Below are 22,794 nucleotides of genomic sequence, written 5' to 3' on the forward strand. Positions count from 1 at the left end.
GAGGTCAAACCGGGCATCTTTTATGGAACCCCAAAACAAAAAACCCCCCTAGGGCTTGGGGGGTGATGCAACACTCAGGGTGTCGAACAAATTCAGGGTGATCGTGTTTTTATTATGGGTTGAGGAGACCTGAAAAAACATCCGCCAAATGGCTTAACCTAATGTAAGCCAAATTACTGACGGATTGAGAGGGAGATGACAGGGAGGGCGATCGCCACTTTGGAACCGATATTTTGCAGAGGCTGGGTGTTGTGGAGAAGAGTCCCGCTTGTTGCTGCTGTTACAAGATCTGGAGATAACGACTGCCTCCTATAGGGGACTGAAAATATCAGAGGCGGTTCCCGAGATTGACAAGATATTGCTACCGTAAAAAAAAATTAGACCCGACTCATGGGTAAACGGATCTTATGCTTGCGCAGAATGCGGATGAGTTGAGTCCCGCTGAGTTGAATTCCCGTTACCTGGGCTAAATGTTCGGCTAATCGTTGACTGGTCCAGACTTCCACCGGATACCCAAAATGACTAGGGGTTTTTTTGACTACTTCTAAGAGTAACTGAATGTAAGCTTCATCCGCTTTGCGATAGTTTCCCTGTTCCCGGCGATCGCGCAGACTATCGAGATTGTCCGGGTCCCCATGCACGCACCAATAGGCAACCGTTCGGTAAGAACAGCCTAAAAACTCGGCAATTTCTTCGTAAGTTTTACCATCATTTTGCAATAACAAAATCAGGGCGTGTTCCCGAAAGCGGGAGCAATCGCTCTGGCGGATGGCATTTTGCAAGCTCTTTTTTTGGGTAGGTGTGAGAAAATTTTTAGCGGGCATGAGAGGAATAGAGAACCAAGTCGTTTTAATTTTATGCGAGTTAGATGTAAATCATATCCCAGGCGATCGCGATCGCATCCACCCTCAGATTCTGGGGAATAAAGCAGACGAGAAGCTGTTTTTGCAACATCACAGCTTCTCGTCTTTTGGATTGGGGATATTTCAGATCCGGGCAGTCGTCGAGGTCCCCGGGAGGGGTATGACCCAAATGCAGCAAGGAGATCGCGATACGGGAGTCATCTCCCTTAACTCGATCTCCTTAGCTAATTATCCATTCCAATCTCTAATGCGTCTCAGTAATGATGTCCGGATCCGATACAAATCCGATCGCCCCTTTCATGTTACTGCTTTCGAGATTAGCCCCCTCAAAATTAGCGCCACTTAATTGGGCATTAAAGAAATTGGCATTCGATACATCAGCATTTTCAAAGCTGGCCCCCCTGAGATCGGCATAGCTGAAATCTGCACTGCTTAAATCTGCACTACTCAAATCGGCATTCCTGAGATTCGCACCCTTTAAGTTCGCTGTAGATAGCACGGCACTATGGATGCGAGCACCTTGTAGGGAGGCATTTTCGAGGTCCGCAAAAAACAGATTAGAACTGCTGAGATCCACGCGATCCAGGTTCGACCCTCGGAGGTTAGCCCCACCCAACATCCGATCCTTGAGATTTGCACCGACTAGATTGCACCCCTGACATTGGTTGTTCTGCTGCAAGTGTTTCAGATCTGCGCGATCGCTCATACAGCCAGAGCATAAGGTTAGCACCACTACTGCAATTGTCAGGTTTATTGCTTTCACGTTCTTTAGTTCCTTATTAGTGCAACCAATCATCCCGGTTCCCCGCTGGAAACCTAGATACATAAATATTAATATTTGTCAAAGGGGGTAAGACCCATCAGTATAAAATTTATAAAACTTAATAAAAAAGCCCCGTAAGATTTAAAAGAGGCAAAGGCCCTAGGGTAGCGATCGCCCCCTGTTGTAGCCGAACCTCTCCCCGAATCTATTCAATCCAGTTACAGTAAAATCAGCGATCGCCGGGTTGGTTCAAGGGTCTGACTCTGGGAAACCGGCGATCGGCCCCTCAGCAGAATGGAGAGCACATGAACCCCAACCGCACCTTACCCATTCCCCCTCACTTTGATCCAGCAAAAGTGGGCCAAGTTTGGCGAGTCCCTTATCAGCAGCTTGCTCAAGACGCTCAAACCTGGGCCAAAACTCACCACATTCAACCAGCGATCGCCGACTCCCCTAAAATTTGCCTCTTAGCGATCGACATTCAAAATACATTCTGCATACCCGACTTTGAACTGTTTGTGGGGGGACGCAGCGGCAATGGTGCTGTTGAAGATAACCAGCGCTTATGTGAATTTATCTATCGGAATTTGCATCGGATTACGGCAGTTATTCCCACAATGGATACCCATACCACCGGGCAAATTTTTCATCCGGTATTCTGGGTGAATAGCAAAGGAGAGAATCCGCCACCTTTAACCCAAATTTCCCTAAGAGACGTAGAAAATGGGGTTTGGAAGGTAAACCCAGCGATTGCTCAGAGTCTAGGCGATCGCAACCCAGAGCAAATCCAACAGTACGCTCACCATTACGTTAAACAACTGGAAATAGAGGGCAAATATCCCCTGATTATTTGGCCCTATCATAGTTTGTTAGGCGGAATTGGTCACGCCTTAGTTTCTGCCGTAGAAGAAGCGATCTTTTTTCATAATTTAGCTCGCCATGCACCGACTGGATTTGAACTAAAAGGAAACCATCCCCTTACGGAGAATTATTCCGTCTTACGTCCGGAAGTATTATTAGACCAAACCGGAAAGGCGATCGCCCATCAGAACAGTCTATTAATGGAAAAATTACTAGAATTTGAGGTAGTGATGATCGCCGGACAAGCCAAAAGTCACTGTGTTGCTTGGACTATCGATGACCTGCTCCAGGATATCCAACAACGAGACCCCAAATTAGCCCAAAAAGTTTATCTGTTGGAGGATTGTACCTCCCCCGTCGTCGTTCCAAATGTGGTAGACTTCACCGATGCTGCTGATGCTGCATTTGCCCGATTTTCCGAAGCCGGAATGCATTTGGTCCAATCCACCGAGGCGATGGACAATTGGCCGGGACTAGCGGGTTCTGATTCAGGTTTTTGCGTTGAATAGAGGTAGAAATCGTTTGAACCCAGAAACTGCTGAATTATTTGGACCGGAGGAAAAACGGATCCAAGCCTAGGGTTGAGGGGGAACTCGCTAAAATCTCTATAAGTCTTCCAGATTAGTGAGCCAGATGAGGAACAGATCGAGTATATGGCGATCGCCTTCATCAAGACCCTGGTCAAACCCCATCCATTGAGCAGGCCACACAAAACGGGGTTTGTACGTTATAAAAGTTTACAAAGCAGCTAAAATACTTTGGTGAGTGACGGATTTAAGCTTATGTTGTCTCCTAATTCTGCTATGCGACGAGTCTTTTTTGGAATAGCTGTGACTGGATTGCTGATTACGGCGATGCCGATGCCGCCAAGTTGGGCGTTCCGGTGTTCGGGTTTAACGGTTTTTGGTGGAGTTAAGCGAGAGTACGAACTCAAATACTGTGTGCAAAATGGCCGGGAAAATAACTGGGACCGCTATTGGCTAAAAATTCCCAAAGAAAAAGTGAGCTTGGCTATTTCTGAGTTGCGGATTAACTATCCCGAAAGCTACGACGGCGAATTCAATGAAGACCGCATTGAAGTGACAGTAAATGGCAATGAGATTGAATTAGACGATGCATTCTGGGATCGGGATAATCGCTTCATTCAAATTTATCCCACCGAAGCGATTCCAGCAAATTCAGATGTTGAAGTAGTGTTATCCAATGTCCGTAACCCCAACTTTGGGGGAATGTTCAATTTTAATGCACTCGCCGTGACTCGCGGAGGTCCTCCGCTTCCGGAATATATTGGGACTTGGGTTTTAGCCATTAACTAAGGCCCCTGCATCTCCAGGGAGGGGACTCCTAGCAACGAGGGAACGTCAAAGGGTTTGGCGTTCCCTTTGATTTTGAAGCCAACTCCGGTTTCCGGTGCTTCACCTAACGGCTCAAAAATTCAGGGGTCTATTGGTTTTAAGTGCAAAGTCATGATACTATAAAAATTTGTGATTTTTTTTGAAAGTTTAGAGTCGCAACCTAGGAGTTAATCGTTATGACACAGCGCACCCTACATGGCACGAGCCGCAAAAGAAAGAGAGTTTCAGGGTTTAGAGTTCGGATGAGAACCGCCAATGGTCGCCGAGTGATTAAATCCCGTCGGAACAAGGGACGTTATCGGTTAGCCGTGTAGTCGGGTCCTCCACAAAAATGGAGTCAAACCCTCAGCAGGACGAAACCGTTCCCGGTGCGATCGGTGGCAGGAGCAACCCAATTGCCACCGTTAGACCTCTGCGTTCCAATGGAGCCAGATCGAGGTAGAACCGGACTCCGGGGCGATCGCCTCCTTGGGGAATGAGACTCACCCCAATCCTTCTGCATCCCAAAAAAACACCGTGTTACCTGCATCGAATCGGCTAAAGCGCCCTAAAGAGTTTAGTGCTGTCTATCGCACGGGAATCAGTCGAAAGACCAGTCACCTGACCTTGAGAGCTAAACGGCGCAAGGGAGTTCTCCCTGTGGGCAAACAGCTCGATCTCGGGGCGGAAAACCTACCCGAAGCGCTCACGGCAAATCAGCCGACCCGAGTTGGAATTTCAATTAGCCTGAAAGTGAGTAAAAAAGCCGTGATTCGGAATCGAATTAAACGGCAAATCCGAGCCGGATTGCGAGAATTTCTCCCTCGAATTTCCCAGGGATGGGACCTCGTTTTTATCGTGCGTCCCTCAGCAGTAGAGTGCAATTATCGCCAACTTCTGCAAGAATTAGAGCAGTTGTTGGCACAAGCAGAGGTACTCAATGGCGATTCGCGAGGAAGTTTATTATGAAGGGGGTCCTCATATTGGGGAACTAATCGTGAATATCCTGTTAGGATTTACGGTGATTGCTTTACCCTTAACCGTTGGAGCAATCGTGCGGGCATTGTGGCTGCGCTACCGCATCACAAACCGCCGAATTTCCATAAACAGCGGCTGGATGGGACGCGATCGCAGTGATATTATCTACTCGGAAATTGTCCAAGTGAAGACCGTAGCTCGGGGTTTCGGACTCTGGGGCGATATGGTATTCACCCTCAAAGACGGTTCTCGCTTAGAAATGCGCGGCGTTCCTAATTTTCGGGAAGCTTATGACTACATTTCGGACAAATTGTCCGCCAAAGCAAAACAGGCCAGTGGAGCCATTGGTACTCGTTAACAAGGCGAACCTAGGCAGTAGTAGCAAACAGCGAACCCTCAAACCATCAAAATTGGCGGCGATCGCCCCTACTGCCCCAGTGTTCCATCACGCCCTAAGCCAAAGGGCCAGCCATCAAACCTCTTAAACATGGCTAATATTTAAGCAAGGTTATAGACAAAAAATCTCCCCACTGCATAGGTTGACATAAAAGAATGGACTTTGGAGTCGGATTTCTTTCCAATAACGTAATGCTACCGATCCTGGACTTCTTCTACGGGATCGTACCCAGCTATGGTCTAGCAATTGTAGCCCTGACCCTCGTGATCCGCTTTGCCCTCTATCCGTTGAGTGCTGGCTCAATTCGCAGTATGCGGCGAATGCGAGTCGCCCAACCCGTCATGCAAAAGCGGGTCAAAGAAATTCAAGAACGCTACAAAGAAGAACCTGCAAAACAGCAGGAAGAAATGAGCAAGGTTTACAAAGAATTTGGCAATCCCTTGTCCGGCTGCTTGCCAGTCGTCCTGCAAATGCCCGTTCTATTTGCCCTGTTCGCCACCTTACGGGGTTCACCGTTCTCAGATATCAATTACAACGTCAACGTTGAAATTTTTCCCAGCGAACAGGTAGAACGAATCATTCCCCAAGCCTTCGCTACCCCGCAGCAGAATATTTATTTCTCTGATGGACAACACGCCCCCATTGTGGCGCTACTTCCCGCAGGCAATAAATTAACCGTCGGGGAAAAAACTCAACTCGAATTCCAATCCGTTGAGGGCAAACCCTTAAAGGAATTACTCGCCCAGAATCCAGATACCCAATTATCTCCTCGGTGGCAAGTCACCAAAGGAGAAGATCGGCTGCGGATTAATGAAGATGGCACCATCGAAGCCCTCCAACCTGGAGAAGCCACCATTCAAGCAACCCTGCCCGGACTAGCAGCCAATAAAGGATTCCTGTTTATCGAAGCCCTTGGGCGCGTCGGTGCTGTGGATCCTGAAGGCAATATTCACTGGGATATTGTAGGCATGGTGCTGTTCTTTGGGATTAGTTTGTACGTCAACCAATTGCTTTCGGGACAAAGTGGCCCAGGTGCCACGGATAACCCACAGCAGTCCACCGTCAACAAACTGACCCCGGTGATTTTCTCGGGAATGTTTTTGTTCTTCCCTCTGCCTGCTGGGGTGTTGATGTACATGGTCATTGCGAACATCTTCCAGACGGCGCAAACCTTCATTCTCTCCCGCGAACCCCTGCCTGAAAATCTCCAGAAACTGGTAGAAGCTCAGGAAAAAACCTCAAGTGGCAAGGGCCGCGAAACACTCCCATTTGAACCCGGACGTCCCAAGAAAAAAGCCTAATGGTATCCTCAACCCAAAGTCCCATGCAACGAGGTCAGCAGTGGATTGAACAACTGCTGACCCTATTGCGAATTGAGAGTTCAGTCACAACGCAGGAGCAAGAAGATAGCTTTTGGTTGACCATTGATGAGAAAAATCTGACCCCAGAACAAATAGAAATTCTGACGGGTCCTAATGGACAGGTGCTGGATGCGATTCAGTATTTGTTGAACACGACTCTCAATATCGCCCAGCCTACCGATGTCCAAGCCTCCTATACCATTGAGCTGAATCAGTACCGGGTCCGCCGAGAGGAGGTCCTCCGGGAGATGGTGGCTAAAGCGGTCCAAACGGTTCAGGAGACTGGGGAAGCCTATGAAATGAAGGGGCTTTCTTCTGCGGAACGACGGCAGGTTCATAACTTACTCAAGGACTATGAGGATTTGGAATCCTTTAGTCGGGGACAAGAACCGGACCGACGATTAGTGGTGCATCGGCGCGAAACGGTATAAAGAACTGAATGGCGATCGCCCAAAGTACGCTCATTAAACCCCCAATCAGTGGGGTTGAGGAGTGAGGGAAATGCCCCTGGTGAAGGGGGGTTTCCCAACCCACGGGTTAACCCCCTAAATCACTACGATGAAATTACGTTCCCTGGTGAGGGTTACCAGAATGCTGGAAGCAATTTATATTCCTCGGTTAACAAAAGCCCATGAACAGACGGAAACCTTCGAGTTCCAACAGTTCATCCAGGACTTAGAAACCTTAACCCCGGTTCGGGGACGAATTCAGGTCAGACATGGGGGCAATTATTTAGAGGTGAGGGCTCAAGCGGAAACGATTGTTACCCTAACTTGTTATCGATGCTTGCAACAATACAATCATCGCCTTAAAATCGAGCCAACGGAAATTATTTGTCTGGATGAAACGGGAAATGGTCCGGACGAGGGACCCCTTGAACGCGAAATTGCCCTAGAAGAGTTGGTAGAAACCCTCTCGGCCCAAGGCAATTTTGACCCAGAAGCCTGGTTGTATGAACAGATTTGTTTGGAAATTCCCTCTCGCAAGCTGTGCGATGAGGATTGTGCCGGGATTGAGTTTTCCCCGGGTGAGGGTAGTCCTCTTTCTGTGGGCGATCGCCGCTGGGCTGCTGCCTTAGAACAACTCAAAAAACAACTGCCAAGCTAGTTAACTGTTTTTGGATGGCCGGATGTCAAGCGGTCCAAAATCATGAGAACATCCTACTCCAAAATTTAACCGGCTATGACATTCAGTGAAGAGTTTAAACTATTTCTCCGAGCACGATATCCATTAATTTACATTCCCACCCGAGAAGAAGAACGAGTTGAAGCGGCGATCGTTCATTGTGCCAAGGAACTCGGGAATCGTGCGGTCTATATCTGGGATTTTGTCGATGGTTATCAGGGCAATCCTAATGATAGTGGGTTTGGTCGCCGCAACCCACTGCAAGCCTTAGAATTTGTCGAAAAATTGCCCGCCTCTGCACCGGCAATTTTTATTTTGCGCGATTTTCACCGCTTTTTAGACGATATTTCCGTTTCTCGAAAGCTTAGAAATCTTTCGCGAACCCTCAAATCTCAACCTAAAAATATTGCGATTATTTCCCCATCCGTCGCCATACCTGAAGACCTCAGCGAAGCCCTCACGGTCTTAGAATTTCCCCTCCCCAATGCCCCCGAAATTAAAGGGGAAGTCGAACGGTTACTCTCGGCAACGGGACATCCTTTAGACGGAAAATTTTTAGATGAAATCGTGCGATCGTGCCAGGGTCTTTCTATTGATCGCATTCGCCGCGTCTTAGCCAAGGCGATCGCCACCCACGGCCAACTCGAACCCGATGATGTTGAACTAATTCTCGAAGAAAAACGCACCATCATCCGCCAAACCCAAATCCTCGAATTCTACCCCGCCACCGAACAAATCTCCGATATCGGCGGCCTAGATAACCTCAAAGACTGGCTTATCCGTCGAGGCGGGGCCTTCTCCGAACGGGCGCGCCAATATGGCTTACCCCATCCCCGAGGATTGCTCCTCGTCGGTATTCAAGGCACCGGCAAATCCCTCACAGCCAAAGCCATTTCCCATCATTGGCATCTCCCCCTCCTCCGCCTCGATGTCGGACGACTATTTGGCGGATTAGTCGGGGAATCCGAATCTCGCACCAGGCAAATGATTCAACTCGCCGAAGCCCTTGCCCCCTGCGTCCTCTGGATTGATGAAATTGACAAAGCCTTTGGCGGATTAGACAGTAAAGGAGATGCCGGGACTACCAGTCGCGTCTTTGGCACCTTTATTACCTGGTTAGCGGAAAAATCATCTCCCGTCTTTGTCGTTGCCACCGCCAATAATATCCAGTCCCTGCCCCCAGAGATGCTCCGCAAAGGTCGATTTGACGAAATTTTCTTCGTCGGATTGCCCGCCCAAGAAGAACGGAACGCCATTTTTACGGTACACTTGTCCCGATTGCGACCTCATAACCTGAAAAGCTATGATATTGAACGGCTGGCTTACGAAACTCCTGATTTTTCCGGGGCAGAAATCGAACAAGCGTTGATCGAAGCGATGCATATTGGATTTAGTCAAAACCGCGACTTTACCACGGATGATATTTTGGAAGCCGCCAGTCAAATCGTTCCCCTAGCCCGTACCGCCTCAGAGCAAATCCAAGTTTTAAAAGATTGGGCGGCGGCAGGAAAAGCTCGTCTTGCCTCCAGATACAGTACATTGAATAGTCGGATGCAACGTCAACTGCAACAGCCTGAATCCTAAGAATTTATGCGGAGTCTTGCCAGTTTAGTCCAGTTTATTCTCGGTTTTACTTTAGCGCTGATCATCCTTGCGGGTGGGAGTGTCGCCGCAGCGCTGTATTTCGTCACGAAATTAACGGCACTGCCTGCTAGACCGAGTTTTACAAATGATCAACCTGCGGTTACAGCAACCCAGGCGGGAAATTCCAAAGGGGGAACTCCCAGTGAGGGATCTGGAAATGCACCGGCGGCGCTTCCTGCGAATGCCTACCGTGCCAAGGTGATTTGGCCCGATGGCTTAATTTTGCGCGATCGCCCCGGTTATGAAGCCAACTCCATTGGCGGACTCGATTTTAACGCCCAAGTAGTGGTTCTCGAAAAAACCTCGGATAACGAATGGGAAAAGATTCGCATCGAAGGCAGTGGTCAAGATGGATGGATTAAAGGCGGCAATACCGAACGGCTGAACTAAGCCCCCTCCCCCGAGTTGACGGATCTGGACCTAAATATTGAATTCGGCCCCCAGGGGAGGGCTTAATTTTTCCTGTTTTCATGACGGGTAAGAACGGCTACAGTCTGTAAAAACCCTCACCCTGTTGGCTTAGCGTTACCCAAGGAAAATGATTCCAAAGGGACTGACGCAGAGGGGAACAAATGGAATACAACAAAAGAATCAATCGACAAGACCCCATAATAAATTAAATTATCCCGCTCCTGTTTCCCCTTTTCTGCAACGGCATAATTCCTATAACTATGACGGCAATTACTATCAACTTTAATCCCATTATTAAACTAACCGCAGACCAATTTTATCAACTGTGTCAGGCAAATCCTGATATCAAATTTGAGCGCAATGTCCAGGGAGAAATCATTATCATGCCACCTACTGGGGGAACAACGGGCAACCGAAATTTTAAGCTGGCTCAACAATTAGCCAACTGGACTGATACCGATGGTACAGGGATAGGCTTTGATTCTTCCACTTGCTTTCAACTTCCCAATGGAAGCAACCGCTCTCCCGATGCCGCTTGGATTTCCTTACAAAAATGGAATGCCCTTACCCCAGAACAGCAAGAAAAATTTCCACCCATTTGCCCTGATTTTGTCGTCGAGTTACGTTCCGCCAGTGATGCCTTAAAACCCCTTCAAGAAAAAATGCAGGAATACATCGAAAATGGCACGCGCCTCGGTTGGCTGATTAACGGCCAAAATCGACAGGTAGAAATTTATCGCCAAGGTAGGGAAAAAGAAGTCTTAGACAATCCTGCTACCCTATTTGGTGAAGATATCCTCCCCGGTTTCCGCCTCAACTTGTCGATTGTCTGGGGATAATTTGGGGTCATCTTTAAACCTTAATCGAAAATAGCTGACTATCTGGACTGAAAGCCACTGACGCAAATTGAATCGGCTGCTGTAGCGCTTGTATGCAATTTAACCAAATTGAAGCAAAAACCCGGTTTTTGGCCCTGGGGGTCCCGAAGCCTGTCGATGAAAGTATTAAGAAATTTTGCAAACTATATAGAATAATTGCAATCTCTTGGGATTCGGTTTACCTAAAAAAATAAAGATGCTAGGGTTCCTATCAACTGGAAAATATTACCCTAGATAGCCAAAGATGGATAACAAAAATTCCAATCAAGACCTCGCCACGGCTGCGGTTACGGCAGCTTTGGGAGCCGGTGTCGTCACTTCATTTGCGGTGAGCCAAGGTCAACATCCATTGGTGGCGTTAGGAATTACGGGGTTTGCTGTCGTTGCGGCATTAGTGATTGATCGTTTGGGTTTGATTTGACCAATGCAACCCGCGATATCCAGAAGTTTGGGACGGGAGCGCTCACGTTAGATGTAGCGTTAGGGGGCGGATTACCGAAGGGACGGGCGATCGAGATTTTTGGGCCGGAGAGTGTGGGAAAAACTACTGTTGCTCTCCATGCGATCGCCCAAATCCAAAAAACGGGCGGAATTGCGGCGTTTATCGATGCGGAACACGCTTTAGATCCGGCTTATGCGGTAAAAATAGGGGTGGATATTGACCGCCTGCTAGTGTCGCAACCGGATACGGGAGAGATGGCCCTAGAGATTAGCGATCGCTTGGTGAGATCAGCAGCGGTGGATTTAGTGGCGATCGACTCCGTAGCTGCCTTGGTCCCCAAAGCGGAAATTGCTGGAGCAATGGGAGAAACAGCCTCCAGTTTACAAGCGCAATTGATGAGTTACTGGTTGCGAAAAATTACCCACAATATGCGGCGATCGGACTGTGCCGTAATCTTCCTCAATCAACTCCGCCACAATTTCTATTCCATTGCCGGACCCGAAACCACTGCGGGGGGAGATTCACTCAAATTTTATGCCTCAGTTCGCATCGATCTGCGTCCGATTCAAGTCATGAGCAATAAATTAGAAGACTATGGAATTCGAGTGCAAGCCAGGGTGGTGAAAAATAAAGTAGCTCCACCGTTTCAAGTGGGGGAATTTGATATTATTTTTGGGCAAGGGATTTCTAATTTAGGCTGTCTATTTGATTTGGGGGAGAAACTCCGGTTAATTACCCGCAAAAGGTCGGGGTATCGCTATCAAGGCAAGGCGATCGGCCAAAGTCGATCGGAGTGCCTGAGTTATCTGGAACGGGATTTAAAACTTTATGAACATCTGGAAAAAACGGTTCTTAAAGTGTTAAAACTTCGGACAAATTCGTAAAAAAAGGGCTATTATCGAGGAGTTTTAGTGGTCTAGGTGAGAGTTAGGAGGCAGAGTTTCCTATAGCACATTCCTCAGCTCTGCTTGGAAAGGAGGAGAAGGGGGCTGATGCCACATTTCTTTAGGGCACTCCACAAAATAAAATCTTCTATCAGAGATCCCCCCACCCCCCCTGATTATCCCCCTCCCGTCCCCCTTAAGAAGGGGGAAGCCAGAGGAATAAATAGTTAGTTCCTGGGGGGCTTTTCTAATTCTGCAAAACTTCTAATGCAGAAGTTTTTTTATGGAAATCCCTAACCCCGATCGGTGGTTTATGTTCATCTAGGCACACCCCGCCTCCCCTGTTAGTTTTTGTTACTAAACTGCTGAAGCTTGACTCATGCCGGGACAAGCGACATTGGTTCCGCCTAAACCACAATAGCCATTGGGATTTTTCGCCAGGTATTGCTGATGATAGCCTTCAGCATAGTAGAACTCGGGGGCATCCAGAATTTCGGTGGTAATTTCGCTATATCCGGCGGCAGAGAGGGCTTTTTGATAGGCTTTTTTAGAAGCCAAAGCTAACTCTTTTTGTTCGGGAGAAAACACATAAATTCCTGAACGGTATTGAGTGCCCGTATCATTGCCTTGACGCATTCCCTGGGTGGGATTGTGGCTTTCCCAGAATACTTTTAGCAGGGTTTCAAAACTAATGAGTTTGGGGTCATACACGACTAATACGACTTCGTTATGACCCGTCATGCCGGTACAAACTTCTTGGTAGGTGGGGTTGGGGGTGATTCCGGCAGCGTACCCGACAGCAGTAACGAAAACGCCTTCTTGTTGCCAAAATTTACGTTCAGCACCCCAGAAGCAGCCCATGCCGACGATGACTTGTTCCATGCCATCGGGAAAGGGGGGTTTTAGGGGATTACCGTTGACGAAGTGATTCGCAGGGACCGGAATTGCTTCCTGGCGTCCCGGTAAGGCTTTGTCTGGGGTGGGGAGGGTCAGTTTTTTGCCTAATCCAAATAGTCCCATTCTGGTGTGACTCCAAATGATAAGTGAGTTCTTTACTTTTCTTAATAATAGCTAGAATTTGCCGGAGCGCGATCGCCTTGAGGGGTGGGCGACCCTTGGACCCCAAAGAAAGAGCGGCAGAAAGGGGTCGAATTCCATTCCTGCCGCCCGTCAAGGTTACCTGGGAGAGAAGAGTCCACTAGCTTTGAGAAGCCATATTTTCGGACTGAGCAGCCGCTTCTTGGGTGGGTTTGACGAATCCGAAGTAAGCGGCACCAACGGCAGTTAAGGCGTTAAACCAGATATTATGGCCGTAGATAGGCATCAATCCGAATAGAGTGCCGGTGTAGGGGAATAATCCTAGCCCTGCTAGGGCCAGATAGGAAATCGCAAAACCCCGATTTTAGAGGCGTGCGCTGCCTTTATCTGCCGAGGCAAAAATTCCTAAGCCTCCTACCAGCAAATGGGCAATGTTATGGAGGGTATTCACCGGAAATAGTCCAAACAAAGCCCCAAACTCTTTGTCACCAGGAAAATAGTGGGGTTCAAACAATAAGGTGGGGGAGGGATTTTCTGGCATCCACACGAAGCCGGGAATAAATCCAGCCACGCCCAGAACTACAAAGATAATTCCGAGAGTTAAGGTAAAATTCCGATCGGTCATACTTTTTGTCTCCAGTTTTTTTGATAAGGTTTAGGCGGTAAATTGTCGCCTCAATGGTTAGGGTTATTAGAGGCTATTAAGCCCCCTAATTTTGGGGTTTAAGTCAAGGGATAGACTCAATGAAAACTGTTGCACTGCCGAGAGTGGGCGTTGAGTGCAAGGGAATAAAAAAGGGCGATCGCACTCCCTTCAAGTGGTAAATTTGGACTGATTCAGCTCAAATTTACCGAGTTGATTCAGGATTGCTTACTCCTAAAAATTGGGAGCGAATATCGCGGTTTTATCATAGTAAAAAATGAATAATCGGACTTCCTCTTTCTAAAGTGAGGTTATGCCCTTTTCCTGGCTCTATCTAAAGCAGGAGAAAGTTTTTGGGGAGTTAGTTGTAACAAAAATTCTCTAAAAATATTAGAAACTTTTACTCTATGCCCGGGAATGTAGACCCAACTTTTTATATAAATAATGACTAAATTTTATTGATTATCTGGGCAAATTTTAGAATAATCCTCCAGGATTTGATTAAAACTCCCTAGGGTGAGTTCATCAAACTCTAGCTTAAAGACCCGCTTGATATCGCCAGTTTGCTGAGAAAGCTTAGTGAGTATTTTTGCTTAAATGGAAAATTTTCAACCCTTGACAAGTTATCTGGAAAAGATTATCATAGATAATTGAAATTTTTAAATAAAGAAAATGCCCAAAAAATCCATAAATTTGAGGATTAAAGACTTAAGACTTCTTGAGCTTGATTTTTTTGGAGGTTTATCTTTATTTAAGGCTTATTCTGGGTTCAATGCCTGACTGTTATAGAAATGAATGATGTAATTAATCCTTACGAAACCTTACGAGTTAGTCCCCAAGCGACGCAATCGGAAATCAAGCAAGCGTATCGCCGGTTAGTTAAGCTAGTGCATCCGGATAAAAATTTAGAATCATCGGATTCGGAACGGATGATTCAGATTAATGGAGCGTATGAAATCCTGGGAGATCCGCAACGCCGTCAGTCTTACGATCGCCGTCAAACTTCAGGGAGATCGCCCTCTCAATCTCGCGATCGCCAGACCCGAACTGCTCAGGCTCAACATAACTACCATCACGCTCGTCAAAACAGTCCTGATCCAGATGATCACCTGGAAAAATGGGTGAAACAAGTCTATCAACCCATCAACCGAATGCTGTATGAAATTTTGCATACCTTACAGGATGAAATTGATTGTCTTGCAGCGGACCCTTTTGATGATGAATTGATGGCAGATTTTCAGGCGTATTTACAAAAATGTCGGGATTTCCTCGCCCAAGCGCAGATCTATTTCCAATCTATGCAAAATCCCGCAACGGTTGCCAGTGTTGCTGCTAATCTTTATTACTGCCTCGATCGCATTGGCGATGGCATTGATGAGTTAGAATTCTTTACCCTCAACTATGATGAGCATTATCTCCATACCGGACAAGAATTGTTTAGAATTGCCAGCGGGTTAAGGAAAAAAGCCCATTCTGCGATTAAAAATGTCTTCGGATAAAGTTAGGAATAGGGATGAAATTAGCAGAGCCGTTTAGGATTAGCTTAAGAGTACAAAAAACTGGGTTTCTAGCTTAAATTGGTAGGCGGTTGCCCTCAAGTTGGCGAAGAAACCCGGTTTCTAATCTTTTTACCCACCTGCTAAGGATAAATTTCTACCTTTTAACTGGGGGTTTTCACTTGAGCGACGATCGCCCGATGCCGGGGACTGTTGCTGGTAATGGTGGGTTTCTCGAAACCAGCTTTTAGAAAAGCTTGCTCAATATCCAGGGAAAAATACTGATCTAAATAGGGTTCCGTACTCTTGAGCAAGGTTAAGATATAAGGCGGCATTTTTGCATAAATCTCAGACTGGGGATTCATGTCCATAATGGCGAAATATCCCCCGGGACGAAGTAAGCGCCGCGCTTCTTGGATAATTTGGTGAGAAACCTTGACGGGGAGTTCATGAAACATCAGAAAAGATGAAACTAAATCAAAGGAAGCATCGGCTAAACCCGTTGATTCAGCAGGGGCATGAAGCCATTTTATAGCCGAATTCTGCTGAGTTTTATACTGAGCAACGGAGAGAAAATAAGGGGATAAATCGAGGCCAGTTACGGTAGCTTGGGGATAGAGTTTTTGTAAAGCAACGGTGCTCATGCCGATGCTACAACCTAAATCGAGAATGGCCTGGGGAGGCTCTCCAATTTGAGCCGAAAGCACTTGATTATAACTGTCGCGAAGACGGGAATCACCTTCCGGACCGGCCTCTTGCCAAATATGAGCGTGTACCGCTTTAGCGGCAACTTCAAACTCGCTTGCGGCTTGCCAACTTAAATTTCCCTGGTCATAAGCATGAAACTCTCGCAAGTAGTAATTTGGATAAACCAAGGTGGGATTCTGTACCTGTTGGAATTCGCGGTCCCAATTACGATTTTGCAGCGATCGCGCTTCTTCTGTCCAGGGAACACCCATATTTTCAGCCCGCTCAATCATCATTTTTCGGGCTTTAGATTTCATGAAATTTGCCAGGGGTTTAATGGCTAATAATCCATTAATTAAATGAGATAATAATCCGGGGCCAGTTGATACAGAAGCAGTCATTAGGGTTATGATTATTGGGTGAGAGGTTGACGCTTTCCCCCATCGCTTTGGAAACCGGGTTTCTTGACAACATCCGTGCCAAGAGAACCACAAATTAGGGCCAAAAACCCGGTTTCTCGTCCTTTTGAGCTAATCCTGAACCAGAAGTGCTCGGTTGAGTTTGGGGTTAAAGCGACTGGGGAGGAGGACAGAAACAGCCATCCCATTGACGGGAGGAAAATCATTGTTTATTGTACCAAAGCGATCGCCTCCTAGAACCCCCTGGGGATTACTCCGTTGCAATTTCCCGGGTTTTTCTGAGGGTAAATAACATCTCGCTTTCAAATTGCGTCCCACTGGTCCAAGTTCCGGTTCCGCCAATACCGCGAACAGAATTTAACAGGTCTAGGGCCTCTGGAGAGAGTTGAACCCCCATCATTACAGGAAGGGTATTGATCACCGAAGTAATTTGCTCCATATCTAGGTACAAATAGCCTTGATTGGGATTGGGCAAGGACCCGACGATCCCCTGGAATGTGGGACTATCCTGTAAAGAAGAGGCGGGAGTCGCGATCGCCTCGACGATGGGACCGCCAAACGCGATAAATAACGAATTATCATCTAACCAACCGTGACCTAATAGGGCACCTTGGAGGGGAATTTTCCATTCCCGGATATTAATTCCAGAAACATTGCGTTGGGCGATGGACAAAGGAAAGGGGACGATATTGCGCCCGATCGCATCTAATTTTTGCAGCATCGCTTCTGCCGCAGGGCGATCGGTGGTTTCAAAAACCACCGCCCCTCCAAATCCCAACTGTCCCAATAGCCCCTCTTTAGAGGAAATCAGTCCAAAACCAAACTCTCCATCCATCCAACCGAACACCTCGCGGTCCACATCCAGATTCACCGCCGCAAACATCTGGCGGATGGCGAGTAAAACGCCTTGTAACTCCGGCTGAACTTGACTTTGACTGACTAGAGTAGACCAGGACCGACCGATTCCATGACCATTGACGAGGGCGATGGTTTCTGCGGGAAAGCGATTTAAGAGTTGATTGGAGACGGTAGGATTGGGAGGGATAGATTGGGGGTCAACTTCAGTGAGGAACCGGACCCGCATTCCTTGTTGATCCAAACCTGCACTCAGCAGTACCGACTTAACCCCTGTCACCTGGGGTAACTGGGGGCGATCGCTGACTTGATCCCCCATGAGTGCCACAGTCTGGGTATAATCCGGTAAGTAAACGTGGACGAGAGCATGATCGAGTTTTGTACTCTGACCGACCAGTTCCTTAGCCCCTGATTTCATGAGAAAAGAGGATTCTGAGGTGGTGGTGTCGATCGCTTTTTCCACCGCACTTCGTTGTTGGGAAATCACCAGTTTGTTCTTGAGGGTAGCCTGATAGGTGGGAATTCCTTGGGGCGGGACGATTTGAGAGATAGTTACCCCTTTATAGTTAATTTCAGTCAGGGTAAGCTCCTTTTGAGCCCTCAAATTTCGAGCAAACCACCAGGCCCGGAAAGGATTTTTAATGCCTACAATCAATAACAGATCGGAGTTTAAGCTGGTTGTTGCCACGGGTGTACCCGAGGAAGGGACCCAAGCGAGGGTGACATTGCCGATCCAGGGTTGTAGGTCTTTTTTGTAATCCAGATGGGTTTGGGTGAGGAAATTGGCTTCCAGATTCGCCACAGTGCGGGCGATCGCTGCCTGTGCGCCTGGAGTTCCAAATTCATCTAATTTCGACCATTGATGCTCATCCGTGACCACATAAGCCGCCATTAGCGCATCTTGTGGAACCACTTTCGTACTTTCCAGGGGATTCGAGCTTCCAACCCAGGTACTGCGCCAGTATAAGTATCCACCGGCCATACCTACAGCTGCCACGGCTGCGATCGCCCACCGATTTACATTAGGTTTCGCTGACATTTTAATTTGGCTTGTGATTCTCTCTTTTAGGATAGCGATATTTGTGGGGGTGCTCCGCCATCGTTGCTCTTGATGCCCGATTCTGGGGATTGAGGCCGATCGAGGGTCACCAGATGTCCTCCGGGTTAGTTGTCCATGTCCTTGTGTCTATCCTTGCCAAAACTTCATGAATCAATACTGATTTCTGATTTTTCTCTACTTTTGCTTTATTTTATTTCAGGGTAAACCCCTTATAATAGATTGAAATATCTAAATCTACATTCAATAATAAAAATTTTCTAAAGCAGACCGTAAAAATGATTAGGGGGACGGAATGACCATTAAAATTGTAGAGTTGGAGTGTGATGAGGGGGAGGAGATCTCGAAGTTTCCTTTTTTTGATTTATCCGACGATCTGTTGTGCGTGATCAATAGCAATGGAAATTTTCAGCACATCAATGGTTCTGGAGAAAAAATCTTAGGATTTCCCCCCAATGAACTACAGCAGAAATCCTTTCTGGATGGGGTGCATCCTGAAGATCGATTTTCCACCCGAGAACAGCTTGCCCAACTCAGTGCCGATCGCGGGCCGATCGCCTTTGAGAACCGCTATCAATGTAAAAATGGTGACTATAAGCGGTTATCCTGGAAAGCCCAATGGCGCGGGAGTGAACCTCTCATTTGGGCGATCGCCCGGGAACTGTCGCCGGTTCCAGAAGGGAGTCGGGAATCCCGGCATTCCAGCGAGGATGATCAGGCTTTTTTTGACCTCTCCTTGGACTTATTTTGTACCCTCAGTTTTGATGGGTATTTCCGTAGTTTAAATCCCGCCTGGGAAAAAACCCTAGGTTTTACCCCAGCGGAACTGCGTGCTCAATCCTTTATCGAATTTGTCCATCCCCAAGATCATCAAAGCACTTTAACGGAATTTGTAAAATTACTCCAAGGATGTCACACTTACTCCTTTGAAAACCGTTATCGGTGCAAAAATGGCGACTATCGCTGGTTGTTATGGAGTGCCTGTCTGGGACGGGATCGCCAATGTATTTATGCGATCGCCCATGATATTACTGAACGCAAATATGCGGAACTGGAAGGAGAACGGGCTTATGAAGAAACCCGCACCTTCCTCAATCAACTTCAAGTCAAGCTGCAAAGTCGCAGTTTGGCTTTTAATAGTGCCATCTACAAACTGCAAAATGAAATTGCCGAACGCCGAGAAACCGAAAAATCTTTAGAAAAAGAGCGGGAATTTTTAAAAGCTTTATTAAATACCGTTGATGCCGGAATTATTGCCGGGGATGCCACAGGAAACCTCATCCTATTCAACCGTTCCATTCGTGATTTATATGGCTTACCTGATGACTCCATTCCTCCCGAGGAGTGGTTAAATTACTATGATTTATATCAGGGAGATGGCATGACTCCCATCGCCCCTGAGCAAATTCCTTTAACCCGTGCCCTCAACGGGGAACGGGTGAATAAAGAGGAACTGGTTATTGCGCCCAAGATGGGGGAACCCCGGATTGTTGTGGCGAGTGGGGAGCCAATTTTTGATGAACAAGGCCATAAAATTGGCGCTGTTATTGCCTTCCATGATATCACTGAAAGCAAACAAAAAGCCCTCGCCCTTCAGGAATCCGCTCATGAAAAAACCGAATTAATTCAATCGTTGCAAAACCAAGCCCAACAGCTTCAAAATACATTGCAAGAACTGCAACGCACTCAAACCCAGCTCATTCAAAGCGAAAAAATGTCTAGTTTGGGACAATTAGTCGCGGGGGTTGCCCATGAAATTAACAATCCCGTTAATTTTATTTATGGGAACCTGGCTCATGTCAACGACTATCTTGCAGACTTACTCAAACTTCTGAATCTTTACCAAATTCATTATCCCAAACCCGTTGAGGAAATTCATGAATTTCAGGAAGATATAGACCTCGACTTTTTACAAAGTGACCTCCCCAAATTACTCACTTCCATGAAAGTTGGCGCAGAACGTATCCGTCAAATCGTGTTGTCTTTGAGGAATTTTTCGCGCCTAAATGAAGCTGAATGCAAGCCCGTTGATATTCATGAAGGAATTGATAATACCTTGCTGATTCTCCATAATCGGTTGAGAGAAAAAAGCGGACACTCAGCAATTTCCGTGGTTAAAGAGTATGGAAAACTGCCCAGAATAGAATGCTATCCGGCGCAACTGAATCAAGCGATTATCAATATTATGACCAATGCGATCGATGCCTTGGAAAGCCTGAAAGGGGAAGAGTGCTTCGGTGACAAAACTCCCACGCTTCGCATTCGCACAGAATGCTTAGATAACCAGTGGGTAACCATTCATATTCAGGACAACGGTCCCGGAATGACAGCCGGGGTCAAAGAGCAAATCTTTAATCCCTTTTTTACTACAAAACCCGTTGGGAAAGGAACCGGACTGGGACTATCGATCGCCTATCAAATTATTACCCACAAGCATAGTGGGGAGTTAATTTGTCACTCCGAACCGGGAGAAGGCACAGAATTTGTGATTCAAATTCCCCTGAAGCAACCCCTAATTTAAGTCCAGTTAGAAAGGGGAACCGTAGCCTGAGTCTGTTACCAAGGACTGCCGACTAAGGTAAATGCCGCCCAATAATAAGGATGAGCAAAGCTGCGATCGCTCATTTGCTCGGCGATTTGTGGGGGTAAATCGATCGCCCCTCGGGAACTCACTAATTGGTCCCCACTCATCCGGACTTCCCCACGTAAAAACGCAAGCTGTGCCTGTCTAAGCGCTTCTGACTTAATCGTTTGCTCTTGAGAACTCAGTTGTTGATAAAACTCACTCATCAACCCTAAAGTTCCCTCATCATCCACCTCCCACAAACTGGCTAAAACTGACTTCACCCCCATTTGTACCGCCAATCCAGCAAACCCCAACTCCGCCTCGGAACTTCCCACCGCAGTTTCACAAGCGCTTAACACCAACAATTCCACCGTTCCCGCATCCAAACCCAACTGGCGCATTTGCTCCAAGGGGACCTGTTCATCCCAAAATTGAATATAAGATTTCCCTCGCGCATCCGAAGAACCCGCTTCCGTCTGTTCCATTCCGGAATAAAATTTGACATGAGTTGCCAGATGGATAATGTCAAAGTTTTGTGCGCGACGAGCAGCGCGTAAACTATCAGCCGTAAACGCTTCATTCAGAAAGTATTTTTCAAGGGAAAAGACTTCAGAAATCAGCGCTAACTCAACTGGAACTGCGCTTAATAACGGAATGGTAGGGTCTTTAAAATCAGAGGCTCCCATTGCCAGAACCCGAGTCTCGTTTAAATTTTTATAACCCGTGTCCGTGAGGTTCACACTAGGAATTAAACCCAAGCGGTATTTTTCAATTAAAAACTGTTCTCCATCATGGAGTGCCGCCAGAGGAATCCCCCGGAGTCCTGCATCGAGAGAAAACATTAACATATCGATTCCCTGGGCGTCCAATTCAGCGGCGATCGGTGCAATTAACCACTCATAGAGTTGCACCGAGGCGCTCATGTAACTATCTGTATTGGTTTTGCGCGGATTCGTCAATTCCGAGAGTAATTCTGTTACTTTCGCGCGTAGCGCATTCCGAGAAGCAGTCGGAATCCTGCGGATGATGGGGACCCCTTCTGGGGTCATCACCACTAATTGCAATTCTTCAGGAAGGGACATGGCATAGACAACCGCAGGATTGACATTGATTTCTTGCCGAATTCTCTGAAGCAAATCCCTGACATTTTTGGAATCCGCCTCTTCTTCCGAGAGAGGACCTTGCTGATTCGGGTAAAATTCTTGCATTCGCATTTGTTCAATCTGAGGAATAGAGGCTTGAGCGACTGCCTCTAATTCGGACTGAACTGAAATTTGAGATGAGTCCTGTTGTCCCGGGGAGGCGATCGCCTCTACAACCGGGATGGCAACGCTCCCCCCCTCTTGCTCTATCTCCAGGATTGACTCCACTGGCGCAGTGGGAACGCTTGCCTCAACTAAACGGGGTACTGCACTGGGTGCAGTCGCACTGGGGATACTCTCCACTTGCAGAATCGCCCCCTCACGGCTGCCTAAATTCCCCACCTGCCTATCAGCAACCCCCCCAGCATTTTCGGATACATTATTCTGAGGCAGTGCGGGTGGCGGTGTCACTGGAGAAGATTGCTCCAGCGGTTTCGGTTGGGCGATCGCTGAGGGAATGGGTGCAGGGAGTTCCGGATTCACCACCACGGGTTCCACAGTCGGTCCCGGTATCTGACTAAGCTGTGCCGGGTTCTGAGTGATTTCCGTTGGTATGACAGCGATCGGTTCCGTCAAAACTTCCTGAATAATCGGCAACTCGACAGGTTCCAAAGGTAAAATTTCTCCCACTGGAGGAAGTATCACCGGGTTCACTCTCGGGATGGATTCCACAGTCCCTGGATTCTCTGAAATTGGAAGATTCATAGGGATATCAGTTCCCTGGGGTTCCAAAATCGCTACAGGTTCTGCTGGAGTAGGAGTTACTACGGGTTCAGAAACCGTTACAGGTTCTGCTGGCGTAGGAGTCACTACAGGTTCAGAAACCGTTACAGGTTCTGCTGGAGTAGGAGTCACGGCAGGTTCAGAAACCGCTACAGGTTCTGCTGGCGTAGGAGTCACTACAGGTTCAGAAACCGTTACAGGTTCTGCTGGAGTAGGAGTCACGGCAG

The 22,794-nt window shown here is 47.4% G+C and carries 24 protein-coding genes and 1 pseudogene; 16 read left to right on the forward strand and 9 right to left on the reverse strand.

Translation table 11 applies throughout. The features are described from left to right. Positions 1-377 precede the first annotated feature (377 nt). Positions 378-782: a helix-turn-helix domain-containing protein gene (locus NG796_RS15235; RefSeq protein WP_261207701.1), complete on the reverse strand. Its 405-nt coding sequence runs from the start codon at positions 780-782 to the stop codon at positions 378-380. Between the two features lie 325 nt (positions 783-1,107). After that, positions 1,108-1,626: a pentapeptide repeat-containing protein gene (locus NG796_RS15240; protein WP_261207702.1), complete on the reverse strand. Its 519-nt coding sequence runs from the start codon at positions 1,624-1,626 to the stop codon at positions 1,108-1,110. A 305-nt stretch (positions 1,627-1,931) separates the two neighbouring features. Here NG796_RS15240 and NG796_RS15245 point away from each other — a divergent pair, with 305 nt between their 5' ends. From NG796_RS15245 to rpmH, 3 genes are all read left to right on the forward strand, one after another. Continuing rightward, entirely contained in the window at positions 1,932-2,996 is a 1,065-nt protein-coding gene (locus NG796_RS15245) for an isochorismatase (protein WP_261207703.1), read from the forward strand. Positions 2,997-3,269: 273 nt separating this feature from the next. Next, positions 3,270-3,803 (forward strand): DUF2808 domain-containing protein, encoded by a 534-nt coding sequence (locus NG796_RS15250; RefSeq protein WP_261207704.1) that lies wholly within the window; start codon positions 3,270-3,272, stop codon positions 3,801-3,803. A 215-nt stretch (positions 3,804-4,018) separates the two neighbouring features. After that, entirely contained in the window at positions 4,019-4,156 is a 138-nt protein-coding gene (gene rpmH / locus NG796_RS15255; protein ID WP_015148244.1) for a 50S ribosomal protein L34, read from the forward strand. Positions 4,157-4,187: 31 nt separating this feature from the next. Here the strand turns inward: rpmH and NG796_RS15260 are convergent, their stop codons facing one another. Next, a complete protein-coding gene (locus NG796_RS15260; protein WP_261207705.1) occupies positions 4,188-4,328 on the reverse strand; it encodes a hypothetical protein in 141 nt (46 codons plus the stop codon). Positions 4,329-4,358: 30 nt separating this feature from the next. Between NG796_RS15260 and rnpA the strand changes: the two genes are divergently transcribed. From rnpA to recA, 11 genes are all read left to right on the forward strand, one after another. Beyond that, on the forward strand, positions 4,359-4,790 hold the full coding sequence (rnpA, locus tag NG796_RS15265) for a ribonuclease P protein component (protein WP_261207706.1): 432 nt from the start codon (positions 4,359-4,361) through the stop codon (positions 4,788-4,790). Then, on the forward strand, positions 4,762-5,157 hold the full coding sequence (locus tag NG796_RS15270) for a PH domain-containing protein (RefSeq protein ID WP_261207707.1): 396 nt from the start codon (positions 4,762-4,764) through the stop codon (positions 5,155-5,157). Before rnpA ends, NG796_RS15270 begins: the two co-directional genes overlap by 29 nt. Beyond that, positions 5,144-5,284: a hypothetical protein gene (locus tag NG796_RS15275; protein WP_261207708.1), complete on the forward strand. Its 141-nt coding sequence runs from the start codon at positions 5,144-5,146 to the stop codon at positions 5,282-5,284. The genes NG796_RS15270 and NG796_RS15275 overlap by 14 nt, the downstream gene beginning before the upstream one ends. A gap of 67 nt (positions 5,285-5,351) precedes the next feature. Continuing rightward, positions 5,352-6,497, forward strand: coding sequence for a membrane protein insertase YidC (gene yidC / locus NG796_RS15280; RefSeq protein ID WP_261207709.1), 1,146 nt, complete (start codon positions 5,352-5,354; stop codon positions 6,495-6,497). Next, positions 6,497-6,988 (forward strand): protein jag, encoded by a 492-nt coding sequence (locus NG796_RS15285; protein WP_261207710.1) that lies wholly within the window; start codon positions 6,497-6,499, stop codon positions 6,986-6,988. The genes yidC and NG796_RS15285 overlap by 1 nt, the downstream gene beginning before the upstream one ends. A gap of 163 nt (positions 6,989-7,151) precedes the next feature. Then, positions 7,152-7,664 (forward strand): YceD family protein, encoded by a 513-nt coding sequence (locus tag NG796_RS15290; RefSeq protein WP_261207736.1) that lies wholly within the window; start codon positions 7,152-7,154, stop codon positions 7,662-7,664. A 75-nt stretch (positions 7,665-7,739) separates the two neighbouring features. Further along, complete coding sequence (locus tag NG796_RS15295; RefSeq protein WP_261207711.1) at positions 7,740-9,266, forward strand: AAA family ATPase; 1,527 nt, start codon at positions 7,740-7,742, stop codon at positions 9,264-9,266. Between the two features lie 6 nt (positions 9,267-9,272). Continuing rightward, positions 9,273-9,716: an SH3 domain-containing protein gene (locus NG796_RS15300; protein ID WP_261207712.1), complete on the forward strand. Its 444-nt coding sequence runs from the start codon at positions 9,273-9,275 to the stop codon at positions 9,714-9,716. Between the two features lie 281 nt (positions 9,717-9,997). Continuing rightward, the gene (locus NG796_RS15305) at positions 9,998-10,576 is read left to right on the forward strand and encodes a Uma2 family endonuclease (protein ID WP_261207713.1); all 579 of its coding nucleotides are present in this window, start codon (positions 9,998-10,000) and stop codon (positions 10,574-10,576) included. A 283-nt stretch (positions 10,577-10,859) separates the two neighbouring features. Then, positions 10,860-11,036, forward strand: a complete 177-nt coding sequence (locus NG796_RS15310; protein WP_261207714.1) for a hypothetical protein — start codon at positions 10,860-10,862, stop codon at positions 11,034-11,036. Next, a complete protein-coding gene (gene recA, locus NG796_RS15315; RefSeq protein ID WP_261207715.1) occupies positions 11,033-11,941 on the forward strand; it encodes a recombinase RecA in 909 nt (302 codons plus the stop codon). The genes NG796_RS15310 and recA overlap by 4 nt, the downstream gene beginning before the upstream one ends. A 357-nt stretch (positions 11,942-12,298) precedes the next feature. On the opposite strand, the gene msrA is transcribed toward recA, so the two are convergent. Both msrA and NG796_RS15325 read right to left on the reverse strand, forming a co-directional pair. After that, on the reverse strand, positions 12,299-12,961 hold the full coding sequence (gene msrA, locus NG796_RS15320) for a peptide-methionine (S)-S-oxide reductase MsrA (protein ID WP_261207716.1): 663 nt from the start codon (positions 12,959-12,961) through the stop codon (positions 12,299-12,301). A gap of 178 nt (positions 12,962-13,139) precedes the next feature. Then, positions 13,140-13,604 (reverse strand): annotated as a pseudogene (locus tag NG796_RS15325) (DUF4383 domain-containing protein). Positions 13,605-14,413: 809 nt separating this feature from the next. Between NG796_RS15325 and NG796_RS15330 the strand changes: the two are divergent. After that, complete coding sequence (locus NG796_RS15330; RefSeq protein ID WP_261207717.1) at positions 14,414-15,121, forward strand: J domain-containing protein; 708 nt, start codon at positions 14,414-14,416, stop codon at positions 15,119-15,121. A 161-nt stretch (positions 15,122-15,282) separates the two neighbouring features. Here NG796_RS15330 and NG796_RS15335 read toward each other — a convergent pair whose 3' ends face one another. From NG796_RS15335 to NG796_RS15345, 3 genes are all read right to left on the reverse strand, one after another. Beyond that, positions 15,283-16,206, reverse strand: a complete 924-nt coding sequence (locus NG796_RS15335; RefSeq protein WP_261207718.1) for a class I SAM-dependent methyltransferase — start codon at positions 16,204-16,206, stop codon at positions 15,283-15,285. 129 nt (positions 16,207-16,335) lie between these two features. Further along, a complete protein-coding gene (locus tag NG796_RS15340; protein ID WP_261207719.1) occupies positions 16,336-16,488 on the reverse strand; it encodes a hypothetical protein in 153 nt (50 codons plus the stop codon). Further along, positions 16,475-18,118, reverse strand: coding sequence for a DUF3352 domain-containing protein (locus NG796_RS15345; RefSeq protein WP_261207720.1), 1,644 nt, complete (start codon positions 18,116-18,118; stop codon positions 16,475-16,477). The genes NG796_RS15340 and NG796_RS15345 overlap by 14 nt, the downstream gene beginning before the upstream one ends. A 313-nt stretch (positions 18,119-18,431) precedes the next feature. On the opposite strand from NG796_RS15345, the gene NG796_RS15350 reads away from it, so the two are divergent. Next, entirely contained in the window at positions 18,432-20,657 is a 2,226-nt protein-coding gene (locus NG796_RS15350) for a PAS domain S-box protein (protein ID WP_261207722.1), read from the forward strand. A 35-nt stretch (positions 20,658-20,692) separates the two neighbouring features. Here the strand turns inward: NG796_RS15350 and NG796_RS15355 are convergent. Next, on the reverse strand, positions 20,693-22,794 hold a 2,102-nt coding region (locus tag NG796_RS15355), incomplete at its 5' end, for a CHAT domain-containing protein (protein ID WP_261207724.1).

The organism is Laspinema sp. D2d (assembly GCF_025370755.1).
Classification (GTDB): Bacteria; Cyanobacteriota; Cyanobacteriia; order Cyanobacteriales; family Laspinemataceae; genus Laspinema.

What these genes read in the sequence shown, in the direction of transcription:
- NG796_RS15305 (WP_261207713.1), top strand. Translation starts at nt 9,998, where the DNA reads ATGACGGCAATTACTATCAACTTTAATCCCATTATTAAACTAACCGCA.
- NG796_RS15285 (WP_261207710.1), top strand. Translation starts at nt 6,497, where the DNA reads ATGGTATCCTCAACCCAAAGTCCCATGCAACGAGGTCAGCAGTGGATT.
- NG796_RS15245 (WP_261207703.1), top strand. Translation starts at nt 1,932, where the DNA reads ATGAACCCCAACCGCACCTTACCCATTCCCCCTCACTTTGATCCAGCA.
- NG796_RS15345 (WP_261207720.1), bottom strand. Translation starts at nt 18,118, where the DNA reads ATGTCAGCGAAACCTAATGTAAATCGGTGGGCGATCGCAGCCGTGGCA.
- NG796_RS15300 (WP_261207712.1), top strand. Translation starts at nt 9,273, where the DNA reads ATGCGGAGTCTTGCCAGTTTAGTCCAGTTTATTCTCGGTTTTACTTTA.
- msrA (WP_261207716.1), bottom strand. Translation starts at nt 12,961, where the DNA reads ATGGGACTATTTGGATTAGGCAAAAAACTGACCCTCCCCACCCCAGAC.
- NG796_RS15250 (WP_261207704.1), top strand. Translation starts at nt 3,270, where the DNA reads ATGTTGTCTCCTAATTCTGCTATGCGACGAGTCTTTTTTGGAATAGCT.
- NG796_RS15270 (WP_261207707.1), top strand. Translation starts at nt 4,762, where the DNA reads ATGGCGATTCGCGAGGAAGTTTATTATGAAGGGGGTCCTCATATTGGG.
- yidC (WP_261207709.1), top strand. Translation starts at nt 5,352, where the DNA reads ATGGACTTTGGAGTCGGATTTCTTTCCAATAACGTAATGCTACCGATC.
- NG796_RS15330 (WP_261207717.1), top strand. Translation starts at nt 14,414, where the DNA reads ATGAATGATGTAATTAATCCTTACGAAACCTTACGAGTTAGTCCCCAA.
- NG796_RS15295 (WP_261207711.1), top strand. Translation starts at nt 7,740, where the DNA reads ATGACATTCAGTGAAGAGTTTAAACTATTTCTCCGAGCACGATATCCA.
- NG796_RS15335 (WP_261207718.1), bottom strand. Translation starts at nt 16,206, where the DNA reads ATGACTGCTTCTGTATCAACTGGCCCCGGATTATTATCTCATTTAATT.
- NG796_RS15350 (WP_261207722.1), top strand. Translation starts at nt 18,432, where the DNA reads ATGACCATTAAAATTGTAGAGTTGGAGTGTGATGAGGGGGAGGAGATC.
- NG796_RS15310 (WP_261207714.1), top strand. Translation starts at nt 10,860, where the DNA reads ATGGATAACAAAAATTCCAATCAAGACCTCGCCACGGCTGCGGTTACG.
- rpmH (WP_015148244.1), top strand. Translation starts at nt 4,019, where the DNA reads ATGACACAGCGCACCCTACATGGCACGAGCCGCAAAAGAAAGAGAGTT.